Annotated in this window: 15 protein-coding genes; 8 read left to right on the top strand and 7 right to left on the bottom strand. The window is 64.5% G+C overall.

The window, feature by feature from the left end; translation table 11 throughout:
• Window positions 1-141 precede the first annotated feature (141 nt).
• From ACE103_RS41150 to ACE103_RS41160, 3 genes are all read left to right on the top strand, one after another.
• Window positions 142-1,062, top strand: coding sequence for a polyprenyl synthetase family protein (locus ACE103_RS41150; RefSeq protein WP_375777602.1), 921 nt, complete (start codon window positions 142-144; stop codon window positions 1,060-1,062).
• Between the two features lie 18 nt (window positions 1,063-1,080).
• The gene (locus tag ACE103_RS41155; RefSeq protein ID WP_375777603.1) at window positions 1,081-1,761 is read left to right on the top strand and encodes a DUF1345 domain-containing protein; all 681 of its coding nucleotides are present in this window, start codon (window positions 1,081-1,083) and stop codon (window positions 1,759-1,761) included.
• A 226-nt stretch (window positions 1,762-1,987) separates the two neighbouring features.
• Window positions 1,988-2,404, top strand: coding sequence for a hypothetical protein (locus tag ACE103_RS41160; protein ID WP_375777604.1), 417 nt, complete (start codon window positions 1,988-1,990; stop codon window positions 2,402-2,404).
• A 6-nt stretch (window positions 2,405-2,410) separates the two neighbouring features.
• Here the strand turns inward: ACE103_RS41160 and ACE103_RS41165 are convergent, their stop codons facing one another.
• Window positions 2,411-2,845, bottom strand: a complete 435-nt coding sequence (locus ACE103_RS41165; RefSeq protein ID WP_223972001.1) for a GFA family protein — start codon at window positions 2,843-2,845, stop codon at window positions 2,411-2,413.
• A gap of 202 nt (window positions 2,846-3,047) precedes the next feature.
• Here ACE103_RS41165 and ACE103_RS41170 point away from each other — a divergent pair, with 202 nt between their 5' ends.
• Both ACE103_RS41170 and ACE103_RS41175 read left to right on the top strand, forming a co-directional pair.
• Complete coding sequence (locus ACE103_RS41170) at window positions 3,048-3,422, top strand: nuclear transport factor 2 family protein (RefSeq protein ID WP_223971999.1); 375 nt, start codon at window positions 3,048-3,050, stop codon at window positions 3,420-3,422.
• Between the two features lie 107 nt (window positions 3,423-3,529).
• A complete protein-coding gene (locus ACE103_RS41175; RefSeq protein WP_198964504.1) occupies window positions 3,530-5,137 on the top strand; it encodes a Na+/H+ antiporter in 1,608 nt (535 codons plus the stop codon).
• 35 nt (window positions 5,138-5,172) lie between these two features.
• On the opposite strand, the gene ACE103_RS41180 is transcribed toward ACE103_RS41175, so the two are convergent.
• The 3 genes from ACE103_RS41180 to ispG all read right to left on the bottom strand — a co-directional run bounded on the left by ACE103_RS41180 (window position 5,173) and on the right by ispG (window position 9,024).
• Entirely contained in the window at window positions 5,173-6,513 is a 1,341-nt protein-coding gene (locus ACE103_RS41180; RefSeq protein WP_375777605.1) for a Rieske 2Fe-2S domain-containing protein, read from the bottom strand.
• Window positions 6,514-6,586: 73 nt separating this feature from the next.
• Window positions 6,587-7,480, bottom strand: a complete 894-nt coding sequence (locus tag ACE103_RS41185) for a TauD/TfdA family dioxygenase (protein WP_028343560.1) — start codon at window positions 7,478-7,480, stop codon at window positions 6,587-6,589.
• 254 nt (window positions 7,481-7,734) lie between these two features.
• Window positions 7,735-9,024, bottom strand: a complete 1,290-nt coding sequence (ispG, locus tag ACE103_RS41190) for a flavodoxin-dependent (E)-4-hydroxy-3-methylbut-2-enyl-diphosphate synthase (RefSeq protein ID WP_375777606.1) — start codon at window positions 9,022-9,024, stop codon at window positions 7,735-7,737.
• A 258-nt stretch (window positions 9,025-9,282) separates the two neighbouring features.
• Here ispG and ACE103_RS41195 point away from each other — a divergent pair, with 258 nt between their 5' ends.
• A complete protein-coding gene (locus tag ACE103_RS41195; RefSeq protein ID WP_375777607.1) occupies window positions 9,283-10,158 on the top strand; it encodes a sulfurtransferase in 876 nt (291 codons plus the stop codon).
• Window positions 10,159-10,379: 221 nt separating this feature from the next.
• Here ACE103_RS41195 and ACE103_RS41200 read toward each other — a convergent pair whose 3' ends face one another.
• From ACE103_RS41200 to ACE103_RS41210, 3 genes are all read right to left on the bottom strand, one after another.
• Complete coding sequence (locus tag ACE103_RS41200) at window positions 10,380-10,568, bottom strand: hypothetical protein (protein ID WP_194457301.1); 189 nt, start codon at window positions 10,566-10,568, stop codon at window positions 10,380-10,382.
• A 139-nt stretch (window positions 10,569-10,707) separates the two neighbouring features.
• Entirely contained in the window at window positions 10,708-11,583 is an 876-nt protein-coding gene (locus ACE103_RS41205; protein ID WP_375781289.1) for a DMT family transporter, read from the bottom strand.
• 248 nt (window positions 11,584-11,831) lie between these two features.
• A complete protein-coding gene (locus ACE103_RS41210; RefSeq protein ID WP_028338147.1) occupies window positions 11,832-12,317 on the bottom strand; it encodes a Fur family transcriptional regulator in 486 nt (161 codons plus the stop codon).
• Between the two features lie 190 nt (window positions 12,318-12,507).
• Here ACE103_RS41210 and ACE103_RS41215 point away from each other — a divergent pair, with 190 nt between their 5' ends.
• On the top strand, window positions 12,508-12,987 hold the full coding sequence (locus ACE103_RS41215; protein WP_223971983.1) for a MarR family winged helix-turn-helix transcriptional regulator: 480 nt from the start codon (window positions 12,508-12,510) through the stop codon (window positions 12,985-12,987).
• On the top strand, window positions 12,980-14,155 hold the full coding sequence (locus ACE103_RS41220) for an HlyD family secretion protein (protein WP_223971981.1): 1,176 nt from the start codon (window positions 12,980-12,982) through the stop codon (window positions 14,153-14,155). Before ACE103_RS41215 ends, ACE103_RS41220 begins: the two co-directional genes overlap by 8 nt.
• Window positions 14,156-14,158 lie beyond the last annotated feature (3 nt).

Below are 14,158 nucleotides of genomic sequence, written 5' to 3' on the forward strand. Positions count from 1 at the left end.
CGGCCGGCGTCATCAGACGTCAATGGGATAATTCACGGTTTTTCCAGCACTTTTAAGGCGCAATCCGTCGCAGGCCGGGAATTGACGAAGCCGATCCCATCAACGATTGTCCGGCCGAAAATCGATCTGGAGCAATTCTTAATGACGACCGGTACTGCAGAGTTTTCCAAGCGGCTGGACCAGACCGCGGAGGATACCGAAGCCCTGCTCGCCAAACTGCTGTCCGATGCGGCCGAAAGCGACGAGATCGTGCGCCCGAAGCGGCTGATCGAGGCCATGCGCTATTCGAGCCTCGGCGGCGGCAAGCGGCTGCGGCCGTTCCTTGCGGTCGAGAGCGCCGCGGTGTTCGGCATCCCGCGCGAATCCGCCCTGCTAGTGGGCGCCGCGCTTGAATGCATCCACTGCTACTCGCTGATTCATGACGATCTGCCGGCGATGGACAATTCCGATCTGCGCCGCGGCCGCCCGACCCTGCACAAGGCCTATGACGACGCCACCGCGATCCTCGCCGGCGACGCGCTGCTGACGATTGCCTTCGACATCATCACCCGCGATGCGATCCACAAGGACGCCCAAGTCCGCCTGCTGTTGACCCGCGCGCTGGCGCGCGCCTCCGGCGTCGGCGGCATGGCCGGCGGCCAGATCCTCGACCTCGCCGGCGAAGGTCGCTTCGGCGACCGCGAGCCGGTCGACGTCGCGCGCGTGCAGCAGATGAAGACCGGCGCATTGCTCCGCTTCGGCTGCATCGCCGGCGCGATCCTCGGCCAGTCCTCGCAGAAGGAATACCAGGCGCTCGACGATTACGGCAAAGCGCTCGGCGAAGCCTTCCAGATCGCCGACGACCTGCTCGACGTCGAGGGCGACGCCGCCGCACTCGGCAAGCCGGCAGGCGCCGACGCCGTGCTCGGCAAGACCACCTTCGTCACCCAGCTCGGCATCGACGGCGCCAAGCAGCGCGTGCGCGACCTCCTGGCGCGCGCCGACGCCGCGCTGTCGGTATTCGGCGATCGGGGCGACGTGCTGCGCGCGGCCGCCCGCTTCGTCGCCGAGCGCAAGAATTAGCGGAAAGTAAAACGCGAAATGAACAAGGAGTTCGACGATCGCCTTGTTCGTTTCCACAAGCTGCCGATGCCGGTCCGCGTGGTGGTGGGCCGGCCGCGCACCTTCGTTTCGATCACGGTCGGCATCGCCGTCGCGCTGCTGATCCCGGGCTCGATGCGCCTCGTGACGCGCATGCTCGCCGGCTGGGACGCTTTCGCCGCGCTCTATCTCGTGCTCGCCTATGTGATGATGCTGCGCTGTGGCGTCGCCCACATCAAGCGCAGCGCCATCTTGCAGGACGATGGCCGTTTCCTGATCCTGCTGCTGACCGCGTTCGGCGCGCTGGCGAGCCTCTTGGCCATCGTATTCGAACTCGGCGCATCCAAGGGCAGCGCGGCGGGACTGGGGGTGGCAATCGTCACCATCACGCTGTCATGGACGGCGGTCCACACTGCGTTCGCGCTGCACTACGCCCACGAGTTCTATCGCGGCAAGACGCCCGGCGGATTGCAGTTTCCGAGCGGCGATGCGCATGTCGATGCCGATTACTGGGACTTCGTCTATTTCTCCTTCGTGATCGGCATGACCGCGCAGGTCTCCGACGTCGGCATCACCGACAAGATCATCCGCCGCACCGCGACCGTGCACGGCATCATCTCGTTCGTGTTCAACACGGCGCTGCTGGCCCTGATGGTGAATATCGCCGCGAGCGCGATCTAGCTGCTGAGAGCTAGTTGCAGACCTCGACATTGCCGACGTTGCCGCCCATGCAGGTCCGTTTACCAGAAGCGTGCGCGGTGCTTTGTGAGCCGCCTCACGATCCGCGATGGCGTGGACCATGCCGTCCTGACTGTTAGTCGACGAAACAGACCGCCGGTTCGGATTTGGCTGATCGGGAGATTTCGTGCACGATCGAGCCAACAAGAACAGAAGCACGGAGGACATGATGCAGGGCACAAGCGCGGCGGTTCCACCCGCCAGGGCCGGCAAGGTCCGCAGCATGGCAAAACCCCTCCTCGCACTCGCGCTGTTGGCCGGCTGCGCCGCGGGCTGCGGCCTGGTCGACGCCGTGTTCGACGGCTTCAAGCACGCCAAGGCCGTGGAGAACGATCTGGTTGCGATGGTCGGGGTCAAACCGGCGGTCGCGTTCAACTGGCACAATGGCCGGCTCACGTCGGTCACCGTCACCTTCCCCAGCCTGCTGCAGGACAAGCCGTTGCATGAACTCGCCGACGCCGCGCGCGCTGCGGTCGGCAAGGAGTTCAAGCAGCGCGCCGACGACGTCGTGCTCGCCTTCTCGCTGGGGCCGTCCGAGACATCGGCGGCACAAGTGGACCCAACTCAGGGCAAGAACCTGCCTTGAGCGGATTTATTCCCCGCCTTGCGTGACGTGCTCCTGATATTGCGGCAGGTCGTCCAGTATCTCGTACCAGGGCGCCTTGGAGCCGACGAAGATATGCGCGGTCGGTCGGATCGTCGGCGCATCGCGCAGCGTACCCATCGTGACATGGATATAGGCGCCGTTACGGACCTGCGAATAGAGCAGCGACCCGCAGCGGCCGCAATGCGCGTCGTGGGTGAGCTCATCGCCGTAGATCAGAAGACCGTCGGCACCACTGGTGACGGTGAATTTCTCGCGCACGATGCCTGCGAACGGCTTGAACGCCGAACCCGTGGTGCGCCGGCAATTCGAGCAGTGACAATTCAGCGCATAGCCAAACGCGTCGGCCACCTCGTAGCGCACGTCGCGGCAGAAGCATTCGCCGATCAGGATAGTTTCGTTCGAATTTGCAGATGCGGTCACGACTCGCTCCTCACGCGGAATTTTATCGCCGGCCATGGCGCAATCCGGCGGTTCATGGCTAAATCCTAGAGCCCTTTCCGTTTCGATTGAATCGGAACTGGGGCTCTAGATTCTCGTTTTGACGCGTTTTCTTCACGCGAACCGGTACCCACTTCGCTCGAAAACGCTCTAGTAGTTCAAATCCTGCCGGGAGGACTAACCAATGAGTCAAGAACGATCCAGCGTCGAAAGCGTCGTGCAGACCTATTTCGACGGCCTCTACGAGAGCAATGCCGACAAGCTCGCGACGGCCTTTCATCCCAGTGCCGACCTGCGCTGGGTGGACAGGGGCGAGCTGAAGGTCCTCAGCGTGCCGGACTGGCTCGCTCTGGTGCGCAAGCGGCCGTCGGCGAAGGCCGAAGGCAAGCCGCGCGAGGACTTCATCGTCACCATCGACCGCTCCGACGACAACACCGCCTTCATCAAGGTGCGCTGCCAGCTGCCGCCGCGCTATTTCACCGACTATCTGGTCGCAATGAAGCTCGCCGACGGCTGGCAGATCGTCTCGAAGTCCTACCGCTACGATCAGCGGGACTGACCGGGCGGCCCACTCATCCCTACGACGGCTTTATGACACGCCCCAGCGGTTCGGCTCCGGCCGGACCGCATTGACTGGCGCTGGTTTCCGGGCGAATTGAGCCCATTATGGAAGCCAAATTTCAGATCTTTCTCACGCTGCTCGGCGTGCTGGCGGGAACCGCGCTGGTTGCACGGCGGACCGACATCGCGCCGGCGATCCTGCTCCTGCTGGTCGGCATCGTGCTCGCCTTCGTGCCGGGCATGCCGTCGCTGGAACTGCCGCCCGAGCTCGTGCTTCTGGTGGTGCTGCCGCCGCTGATCTATTCGGCGAGCGTCGCGATGAGCTGGCGCGAGTTCAAGGCCAATCTGCGGCCGATCATCCTGCTGTCGGTCGGCTGCGTGATCTTCACCGCCTTCATGGTCGCGGCCGCGACCCACTATCTGATCGGGCTGCCCTGGAGCATCGGCTTCCTGCTCGGGGCGATCGTCGCGCCGCCCGACGTGGTCGCGCCGCTCGCGATCGCGCGCAAGCTCGGCATGCCCCGCCGCATCCTTGTCGTGCTCGAGGGCGAAGGGCTCGCCAACGACGCGACCGCGCTGATCCTCTACCGCTTCGCGCTCGCCGCCATCACCACCGGGCTGTTCTCGCTGCCGAAAGCGACCGGCACGTTCTTCGTCATCGTCGCCGGCGAGATCGCGTTCGGCACCGCGGTGGGCTGGCTCAGCCTGCGCGCCCGCCGCCGCGCCAGGGATCCGCAGGTCGAGATCACGCTGTCGCTGATCACGCCCTATCTCGCCTACTGGATCCCCGAGCATTTCGGCGGCAGCGGCGTGATCGCAACGGTCGCCTGCGGCCTCTATATGAGCTGGAACGGACCGCTGCTGATCTCGGCCGCGACGCGCCTGCAGGGCATCTTCTTCTGGGACTTGATCATCTATCTGATCGAGGGTCTGCTGTTCCTCCTGACCGGCTTCCAGATGCGCTCGCTGTACGAGAAGTCGAAGGCGTTTCCGCTGTACGACATCCTGACCGCTACCGCGCTGGTCGCCGTCATCGTGATCGTCGCGCGCTTCCTCTGGGTGTTCCCCGGCACCTATCTGCCGCGCTTGATCAGCGCCCGCGTGCGCGAGCGCGATCCGCTGCCGTCGTGGCGGGCGGTGTTCGTGGTCGCCTTCACCGGCGTGCGCGGCGCGGTGTCGCTCGCCGCGGCACTTGCGCTGCCCCTGACATTGCCTGGTGGCGAGGCCTTCCCGTATCGCGACCTGATCCTGTTCGTCGCCTTCGGCGTGATCTTCGTGACCCTGGTCGGGCTCGGCCTCGGATTGCCGCCGGTGGTGCGCCTGCTCGGCCTCGCCAAGGACGGACGCAGCGAGCACATCGCCGAGCACGAGCAGGAAATCGAGGCGCGGCGCGAGGCGCTGAACGCCGCGCTGAAATCGCTCGACGCCATCACCGACGACCGCGAGCTCTCCGACGAGGTGATCAAGCTGCTGCGCTCGCGCCATGAGATCCGCATCAACCAGCTGCCTGATACGCTCGATCCCGACAAGCACGACGTCTCCGCCGCCGGCACCGCGCTGACGCGGGAGCTGATCTCGTCCGAGCGCAAGTTCATCCACATGCTGCTGCGCGACGGCAAGATCACCGACGAGACCAGGCGGCGCATCGAGCGCGATCTGGATCTCGAGGAGGCGAGCCTCTCCAACCGGGAGTATCGCAGGATTCCGTTGTAAGTTTACGTCGTCCCGGCGAAGGCCGGGACGACAGATCATTCCGCCGCGGCGTTCTGCCCGGGACCGCCGACGAAGCCCGTGGGATCGCCGAACCGTTCGACCATCACGGCCGTGAGATCCTTGGTCTTGCTGGTGACGCAGGCGCCGGAGCGAACGGTGTAGCGATCCTTATGCCTGGCGTGCGGCGGTGCCTCGCCCTTTTGCAGGGCGCGGGCCGCCTCCAGCACCAGCTTGCGGAAATGCATGATGCCGAGATCGGTCGGGCCGAGATGCTCGCGGGTGCGGTCGGCGATCGGGCCCTGGCTGTCCTGCACCGCGGCGTCCTGCTCGGAGACGCCCTTGATCCCGGTGTAGCTCTTGGTCCGCTGCAATTTGCGATCGATCAGGTAGTCGTTCGCCTTGTTGCGCAGCGGCACGTAGTTCTCGTCGACGACTGCCATCACGCCGTTGCCATTGGCATAGCCGTCGCGCTCAGCGTCGGTCAGCGGCCGCTCGGGATTCCACGCATAGGTGTAGATCCAGCAATTGGTGTCGGTCACCGGCACGAAGGTCTGGCCGAACATGTTCTCGCCCGGCATCGAGCTCGGCGCATAGCTGTGGAACGGCATCAGGAACTGGGCGATGCGCCAGTAGATGTTGTCGCTGCCGGTGAGCCGTCCGCCCGCGACCGTCAGGCCGGCGTCATGCGGATTGATCTTGATGACGGGGCGCGGATCCTCGGCGATCCAGCGCATGTGGTCGGTCGCGACCCTCGTCAGCGGGTTGACGAAATGCTTCTTGATGTCGAGGATTTCGTTCTCCTCCTTCTCGAAGGAGAGATGCGCGAAGGTGAAATGCGCGGTGTCGATCGAGCCTTCCACCGCCTGCACCCAATTGCAGTCCTGCCACTTCTTGGTGACGAAGCGGTGCGAGGCCGGCAGCAGCGCCATCTCCAGCGCCGGCAATTCGGGCATCTGATCGGCGGGGCCCATATAAGCCCAGATCATCTCGCCCCATTCGCGCACCGGGTAGGACTTGATGCGGATCAGGTCCTTGGCGTTGAGGTCCGGATAGGACGTCGGCATGTCGACGCAGCGGCCGTCGGTGTCGAACTTCCAGCCGTGATAGACGCAGCGGATGCCGCATTCCTCGTTGCGGCCGAGCCAGAGATTGGCGCCGCGGTGCGGGCAATATTGATCGATGATTCCGACCACGCCCCGCGAGTCGCGGAACGCCAGCAGCTCCTCGCCCATGACAACGATCTTCTTCGGGTCGCTGTCCGGCTCCGGCAGCTCTTCCGACAGCAGCACCGGAATCCAGAACCGGCGCAGCAATTCGCCCATTCCGGTCCCCTCGCCTGACTCGGTGAGGAATTTGTTGTCTTCGGCGCGAAGCATCGACGACCTCCCGAATTATTTTTGTTTTCGTAGGATGGGTAGAGCGAAGCGAAACCCATCCTACGCATTCCCGTCACACCGGCCGCTCGCCCTTCACGGTGACGCGGGTGCCGGAGCGGGTGTGCGGCCAGTAATCCCACATTGCGCGGTGCTGGGCGCAGCGATTGTCCCAGAACGCGATCGCGTTCTCGGTCCAGCGGAAGCGGCACTGGAACAGCGGGTTCTCCGCATGCTGGTAGAGATAGGCCAGCATGGCGTCGCTCTCGTCGCGCGGAATGCCGACGATGAAGCGGGTGAAGCCGCGATTGACGTAGAGCGATTTCTTGCCGGTCACCGGATGGGTGCGGACCACCGGATGCTCGGCGCGCGGATATTCCCGTTTGTCGGCGACGCCGTAATTGGCGTACAGGCCACGATAGGTCTGCTCGCCGTCATGCAGCGCGGTCAGCCCATCGAGATAGGCCTTCATGCGGTCCGACAGCGCCTCATAGGCCGCGTACATGTTGGCGAACAGCGTATCGCCGCCGCGCGGCGGGCACTGCTTGATGTAGAGGATCGAACCCATCGGCGGCTCGAGATCGCAGGACACATCGGTGTGCCAACCTTCGCCATTGGCGCGTGGTGAATCCTTGTCGGCATAGATCTTCATCAGCGCCGGATCGCCCTCGTTCGGCGCGGCGGGGTGGACGTGCAGCTCACCGAACTTGCGGCCGAAGGCGAGGTGCTGGTCGGGGCTGATGTGCTGATCGCGGAAGAAGATGACGAGGTTTTCGGCGAGCGCGCGATGGATCTCGTCCATCTGGCGGTTGGAGCGCGCGTCGTCGCCGACCAGCTTGCCGATATCGACGCCGGAGATTTCCGCGCCGATGATCGGGGTCAGCTTCTCAACGCCGATGGTCTCATAGGGCTCGGATTGGTCGGCGAGGTGGCGGTAGCGCGGACCCTGCTTGCCGGACAGCGAGCTCATGGGCGTTCTCCCGATGGTTCTTGATTGGGAGACATGGTAGCGCGCATCAACGGAAGCGCAATCTGCGCCGCAAACATATCTGTCGTCCCCGACAAGCGCAGCGAAGCGGCGCGCAGATCCGGGACCCATAACCACAGGATTGGGTTTTTGCGAAGGCTGGTAATCCGCATCTCACGCCATAACCACGTCTTGTGGTTATGGGTCCCGGCCTTCGCCGGGACGACGATTGAGTGTGGACTGCGCGCGGAGTGAAATTACTCCGCGGCGCCCGCCGTCTCCGGCACCTTGGCGCCGGCGCCGTACTTCTGATCGATATAGTCGATCACCAGCGCCTTGAAGTCGGCGGCGATGCCCGGACCGCGCAGGGTGCGGAACTTCTTGCCGTCGACGAACACGGGCGCGGCCGGCGCTTCGCCGGTGCCGGGCAGCGAGATGCCGATATTGGCATGCTTGGATTCGCCGGGGCCGTTGACGATGCAGCCCATGACCGCGACGTTGAGCTCTTCGACGCCCGGATATCTGGTCTTCCAGGCCGGCATCTCGTCGCGGATGAAATCCTGGATCGAGCGCGCCAGCTCCTGGAACGTGGTCGAGGTGGTGCGGCCGCAACCCGGGCAGGCCGCAACCAGCGGCACGAAGGTGCGGAAGCCCATGGTCTGCAGCAATTCCTGCGCGACCTGCACTTCCAGCGTGCGGTCGCCGCCGGGCTCCGGCGTCAGCGAGATGCGGATGGTGTCGCCGATGCCCTGCTGCAAGAGAATGCCGAGTGCGGCCGAGGAGGCCACGATGCCCTTCGAGCCCATGCCGGCCTCGGTGAGGCCGAGATGGATTGCATAGTCCGAGCGGCGCACGACTTCCTGATAGACCGCGATCAGGTCCTGCACGGCCGAGACCTTGGCCGACAGGATGATCTTGTTCTTGGGCATGCCGAGCTCTTGGGCGCGGGCCGCCGACAGCAGCGCCGACTGCACCATCGCCTCACGGGTCACTGCGCGGGCATCGCGCGGATTGGCGGACGCCGTGTTCTCGTCCATCAGCTTGGTGAGTAGCTCCTGGTCGAGCGAGCCCCAATTGGCGCCGATGCGCACCGGCTTGCCGTTCTTGTTGGCGATCTCGATGATGTCGGCGAACTGGGTGTCGCGCTTGTTCTTGAAGCCGACATTGCCCGGATTGATGCGGTACTTGTCGAGCGCCTCGGCGCAGGCCGGATACTCGGCGAGCAGCTTGTGGCCGATATAGTGGAAGTCGCCGATCAAGGGCGTGGTAATGCCGCGCTTGCGCAGGCCGTCACGGATGTGCGGCACGGCGGCCGCGGCTTCCTCGCGGTCGACGGTGATGCGCACCATCTCGGAGCCGGCGCGGGACAGCGCGGCGACCTGGGCGATGGTGCCGTCGATATCGGCAGTGTCGGTGTTGGTCATCGACTGCACGACGATCGGCGCACCGCCGCCGACGGCAACGTTGCCGACCATGACCTGCGTGGTTCGGTGCCGCGGCGCGGGACCGGCGACGTCGTCTTGCGGCAAAATCTCGGGCTTGTTCATGGCGTCTCGGATATCAGGTTTTGGTGACATTCACCAAGGGGACGATGGGCCTCGCGCAAGACGGGCCAAACGGTGATGTTTCGGAGTGAATTCAACAGCTTATGACGCCGATTGAGGCTAAACGCAAGCCATGCAGCGGCGTCCTGCATGGACAGCTATATTGGGCCGAATTGGGGTGAATCAAAGGGCAAAGTGACAGCTTTTCATGTGATCCGGAGCATCTTAGCATCCCGTTAAACACACACCGGGAGGCGCGACATGGCCGGCCATAGCGAGCTGATCACCACGGCGGAACTCGCCGACATCCTGACCCGGCCCGAGTTGCGCCTGTTCGACTGCACGACCTATCTGGAGCCGGCCCCGGCCGGCAGCAACATTCCCTATGTCGTCGTCTCGGGCCGCCAGACGTTCGAGGCCGGCCATATCCCGGGCGCGAATTTCCTCGATTTGCAGGCCGAATTCTCCGACCCCCGCACCGAGCTGCGCTTCATGATGCCGCCGACGGCCCAGCTCGAGGCCGCGTTCGGCCGCCACGGCATCTCGGCCAATAGCCGCGTGGTGCTCTATTCGATCGGCACCGCGATGTGGGCGACGCGGTTCTGGTGGACGCTGCATTCGCTGGGCTTCGACGGCGCCGCGGTGCTCGACGGCGGCATCGACAAATGGACCGCCGAGGGACGCGACATCGAGACCGGGCTTGCCGGCGGCTATCCGCAGGCGACGTTCTCGGCGCGGCCGAAGGACGGCATGTTCGTCGACAAGCGTGACGTGTTCGCCGCAACCACGGAGCGTGACACCGTGATCGTCAATGCGCTCGGCCCGCAATTCTACAAGGGACTGGAGCCGAGCCGTTACGGCAGGCCCGGCCGCATCCCCGGCAGCGTCAGCGTGCCGGCGGCAACCTTGATCGATCCCAAGGGCAAGACGTTCGTGCCGCTCGAAGAGGCGGAAGCAACCTTCGCCGCGCAAGGCATCAGCAGGGACAAGCGCGTCGTCGCCTATTGCGGCGGCGGCATCTCCGCGACCATCGACCTGTTCCAGCTGCATCGGCTCGGCTACGACAATCTCACGCTCTATGACGGCTCGATGGGCGAATGGGCGAAGGATGAGTCGCTGCCGATCGAGGTGGGGTAGTCGGAAGCGCATAGCCCTCCCTCACGTCGTCCCGGCGAAGGCCGGGACCCATAACCCCAGGATTGGGTTGGTGAGAAAAGCTGTGGCCCCGGCGTCGCGCAACAATCACCTACGGTGGTTATGGGTCCCGGCCTGCGCCGGGACGACACCGAATTTATTGCGCCACCCGTGAGTCAGACATCCGCATTCCCGCGACATGAATTGTCCGGGTCTTTAGATGATCAAGCCGGCTTCTTGACGATCTCAAAGCCTCGGGCCGCCAATTCCTTCAAGATGCTCTTTGCCAAATGCGAGCACTCATCCGGCTTGATCCAGCACGCACTGCGCCAGTCCGGATCATCCTCTTTGGAGTATGCGGTGAACGCGGACCGGATTCCGGCTTCAATTGCATCGGTGGCATCGATTGGCATCAGCGTGCCTCCACGGCATCCCCTCGCATGGGAGGGTTCACGGAATGTGGGCAGCAGTGTTGACGTAGATCAATACGGGAGCAAGGGGCCACTCCTTGCGCCGGCCGACACGGACGATGTGTATCGCGTTGCAGCGCTGTCACGCCGGAACGTTCGGATCCGGCGTCACCTTCGGGTCGGGCTTGTTGACGAGATAAAGCCCGGCAATCACCAATAGCGCAGCGACGCCGAACACCGCCGTCAGCGTGTCGTGCATGACGAAATAGGCCGCGACCACGCCGAACAGCGGCGTGACGAAAGTGAAGGCCGACAGCTTGCTCGCCGAATAGGTCTTCACCATCGCAAACCAGATGACAAAAGTGCAGCCCACCACCCAGACCGCCTGATAGGCGAGCAGCGAGATCGACAGCGCGCTCGGCATGTGCTCGATGCGCTCGCCGGCGATCCAGGCTGCGAACCCGAGAATCGGAATCGAGATCGCGACCTGGTAGCCGAGCGCCTTTTCCGGCGCCGCCTTGCGCAGCTGCGTGCCCTTGGCGACCAGCGTGGTCGCCGCCCACAGCGCGCCGCCGCCGACCACCATAAGATCGCCGAGCAGCACCTTGGCATCGACATTCGGCTGCGGCACGCCGATCGCGAGCGCGACGCCGGCAAAGCTCAGCGCCAGCCCGCTCCACTGCACGGTCGAAAGACGCTCGCCGAGGAACTGGTGCGAACCGAGTGCGACGAAGAACGGCGCGGTGTAAAGGAAGACCGAGGCGCGCGAGGCCGAGGTGAAGGTGAGGCCGGTGAAGATCAGCACGAACTCGCAGCCGAACATCAGCCCGGCGATCACACCGGGCAGCAGCGAGCCGTCGCGCTCGAAGAATTTGACGCCGCGCAGCCGGCCGACGATCAGCATGACCGGCAGCGCACCCGAGGAGCGGATCAGCGCCTGCAGCATCGGCGGCACGTCGGGCAGCGCGAGCTTGACCGCGAGCTGGTTGAAGCCCCAGCTCACGCACAGCATCAGCATCAATGCGATGGCGCCGGGCGGCAGCCCGTGGCCGACGCTGACGGGCCTCGTGACGTGGGCTGTGATCGCTTGGGTCGACATGTTTCCTCGCGGGCCGGCCTATCGGCCTGTTGTTGCTAGTCTTCGCGTGTCGCTTGGATCGTCATTGCGAGCGGAGCGAGGCAATCCATTTCGCCACTTGCCGAGGCGTGGATTGCTTCGTCGCTTCGCTCCTCGCAATGACGGAGAAGGATCTCGGACAAGAACAATCATTTCTGGCAATGCGCGCAGGTGCCGGCGATCTCGACCACGGAGAGCTTTGGGATGAAGCCCGAGGCCCGCGCCGCGGCGGTCAGGCTTTGCGCGACGGGCGCGGCGGGGATTTCGCCGACCGAGCCGCAATGGTCGCAGATCAGGAACGCCACCATCGAGGTCTCGTCATGATCATGCGCGCAGGCAAGGAAGGCGTTGCGGCTCTCGATGCGATGAACGAGGCCGTTCTCCATCAGGAAGTCGAGCGCGCGATACACGGTAATCGGTGCCGGGCGCGGCATCGTCTTGGCCAGTTCGTCGATCACCTCATAGGCGCCGAGCGGTCGATGGCTCGACAGCAGCGCCTGCAGCACCTGACGCCGGATCGGGGTGAATTTCTGGCCGCGGCGCGCGCACACCTGTTCGGCATGCGCCATCGCGTCCGCGGCGCAACGGCCGTGATCGTGGTCGGGGGCAGGAAATGTCGGCTTGGCGAGGCTCATTGCCCCGATATGTAGCATTTCCGCGCCGGTTCCCATAGCCCGGCCCAACCTCAATACCGCCGCCCAATACGCGAAGCGCATCCCTCGTTGCCCTGCAGCCATGTGCGCGATGCGGGGCAGCCTCCCGTTAACCCGGCATGCAGAATTCATAAGCAAGCTTATTATATCCCAAGCTTATGGAGATGGGTCTATGCGTGGTTCCGTGGATACGGACTTCTTGTTTACGCTTGGCGAGTTGTTCCGGCTGATCCGCGTCTACGCCGACAAGGAGGCCGCGCGCTACGGCATCACCCGCGCGCAATGGGCCGTGCTGTCCAAGGTGGAACGCCAGGAAGGCATGAAGCAGACCGAGCTCGCCGAGCTGCTCGAGATGCAGCCGATCACGCTGACGCGGCTGATCGACAAGCTCTGCGACAATGGCTGGATCGAGCGCCGCAGCGACGACAACGATCGCCGCGTCAACCGCCTCTATCTGAAGAAGGCCGCGCGCCCGCTGCTCGGGAAGCTTGCCGGCCTGCGCTCCGAACTCACCGCGACCGCGCTCGAGGGCATCAGCCCCACTGATGCGCATCGCCTGCTCACCCAATTGGAATCGATCAAGGAAAACGTTCGCAATGCCATCCAAAGCCCAGCCGGCGAGCCCTCCCGAAAGGAACAACGCTATGGCTGAACCCGTTCTCAAGCTGGCCCCTGAGCAGAAGAGCAATCCCGGTGAGCCCACGCCGGCAGGCAAGGCCAGCCGCGCGCCGCGCCGCCGCCTGATGGCGGCCCTGCGGCGCTATCGCCGGGTGCTGCTGCTCGTCGTGCTGCCGATCGTGGCGGTGATCGGCGGCGGCGCGTTCTATCTCAATGGCGGCCGCTATGTCGGCACCGACGACGCCTATGTCGGCGCGCAGAAGGTGCTGATCACGCCGGAGATCTCCGGCAAGATCGACAAGATCGTCGTCAAGGAAGGCCAGCACGTCAGGAAGGGCGACGAGCTGTTCGAGATCGACCCGGTGCCGTTCCGCCTCGCGGTCGACCAGGCCAAGGCGGCGCTCGACCAGACCAGGACCAGCTATGACAATCTGGTCGACAACATCAAGATCAACACCAGGATGCTCGAATTCGCCCAGCAGAGCATCGAGCTGAAGAAAAAGGACGTCGATCGCAAATCGACGCTCGCCAAGCAGAATTTCGGCTCGCAGCTCGACCTCGACAACGCGGCGAATGCGCAGGTCACCGCGGAGAGCCTGGCGCAATACATCAGGCAGCAGATCTCCAACGCCAAGACCCAGCTGCTCGGCGATGTCGATTTGCCGATCGAGCGCTTCCCGCCCTACGCCCAGGCCAAGGCCAAGCTCGACGACGCCCAGCGCAATCTCGATCACACCGTGCTGCGCGCGCCGATGGACGGCGTGGCGACGCAGGTCGACCAGATCCAGCTCGGCCGCTTCGTCGCGGCAGGCGCGCCGGTGTTCTCGGTGATCGACGTCGACCATCCCTGGGTCGATGCCAATCCGAAGGAAAGCGACTTCACCTATGTCGCGGTCGGCCAGCCCGTCACGCTCGACGTCGACGCGTTCCCGAACCATGAGTTCAAAGGCAAGATCGGCTCGCTGTCGCCCGGCACCGGCGCGCAGTTCGCGATCCTGCCGCCGCAGAACGCCACCGGCAATTTCGTCAAGGTGGTGCAGCGGGTGCCGGTGCGGATCTACTTCGACGAGAACGATCCGTTCGTGAAGAAGCTGAAGGCCGGCATGAGCGTCTACGCGACGATCGACACCAACCACCGCCGCACGCTGGCCGGCCTGCTCGGGCTGGGCTCAGCCTCCGCCCATCCGGACCACCAGGACTAAGAC

It is taken from the genome of Bradyrhizobium sp. ma5, assembly GCF_042258955.1.
Taxonomy (GTDB): domain Bacteria; phylum Pseudomonadota; class Alphaproteobacteria; order Rhizobiales; family Xanthobacteraceae; genus Bradyrhizobium.

Excerpts from the sequence above, each read along its gene's own strand:
- ACE103_RS41150 (WP_375777602.1), top strand. The coding sequence starts at position 142 with ATGACGACCGGTACTGCAGAGTTTTCCAAGCGGCTGGACCAGACCGCG.
- ACE103_RS41155 (WP_375777603.1), top strand. The coding sequence starts at position 1,081 with ATGAACAAGGAGTTCGACGATCGCCTTGTTCGTTTCCACAAGCTGCCG.
- ACE103_RS41160 (WP_375777604.1), top strand. The coding sequence starts at position 1,988 with ATGCAGGGCACAAGCGCGGCGGTTCCACCCGCCAGGGCCGGCAAGGTC.
- ACE103_RS41170 (WP_223971999.1), top strand. The coding sequence starts at position 3,048 with ATGAGTCAAGAACGATCCAGCGTCGAAAGCGTCGTGCAGACCTATTTC.
- ACE103_RS41175 (WP_198964504.1), top strand. The coding sequence starts at position 3,530 with ATGGAAGCCAAATTTCAGATCTTTCTCACGCTGCTCGGCGTGCTGGCG.
- ACE103_RS41180 (WP_375777605.1), bottom strand. The coding sequence starts at position 6,513 with ATGCTTCGCGCCGAAGACAACAAATTCCTCACCGAGTCAGGCGAGGGG.
- ACE103_RS41185 (WP_028343560.1), bottom strand. The coding sequence starts at position 7,480 with ATGAGCTCGCTGTCCGGCAAGCAGGGTCCGCGCTACCGCCACCTCGCC.
- ispG (WP_375777606.1), bottom strand. The coding sequence starts at position 9,024 with ATGAACAAGCCCGAGATTTTGCCGCAAGACGACGTCGCCGGTCCCGCG.
- ACE103_RS41195 (WP_375777607.1), top strand. The coding sequence starts at position 9,283 with ATGGCCGGCCATAGCGAGCTGATCACCACGGCGGAACTCGCCGACATC.
- ACE103_RS41200 (WP_194457301.1), bottom strand. The coding sequence starts at position 10,568 with ATGCCAATCGATGCCACCGATGCAATTGAAGCCGGAATCCGGTCCGCG.
- ACE103_RS41205 (WP_375781289.1), bottom strand. The coding sequence starts at position 11,583 with ATGCTGATGCTGTGCGTGAGCTGGGGCTTCAACCAGCTCGCGGTCAAG.
- ACE103_RS41210 (WP_028338147.1), bottom strand. The coding sequence starts at position 12,317 with ATGAGCCTCGCCAAGCCGACATTTCCTGCCCCCGACCACGATCACGGC.
- ACE103_RS41215 (WP_223971983.1), top strand. The coding sequence starts at position 12,508 with ATGCGTGGTTCCGTGGATACGGACTTCTTGTTTACGCTTGGCGAGTTG.
- ACE103_RS41220 (WP_223971981.1), top strand. The coding sequence starts at position 12,980 with ATGGCTGAACCCGTTCTCAAGCTGGCCCCTGAGCAGAAGAGCAATCCC.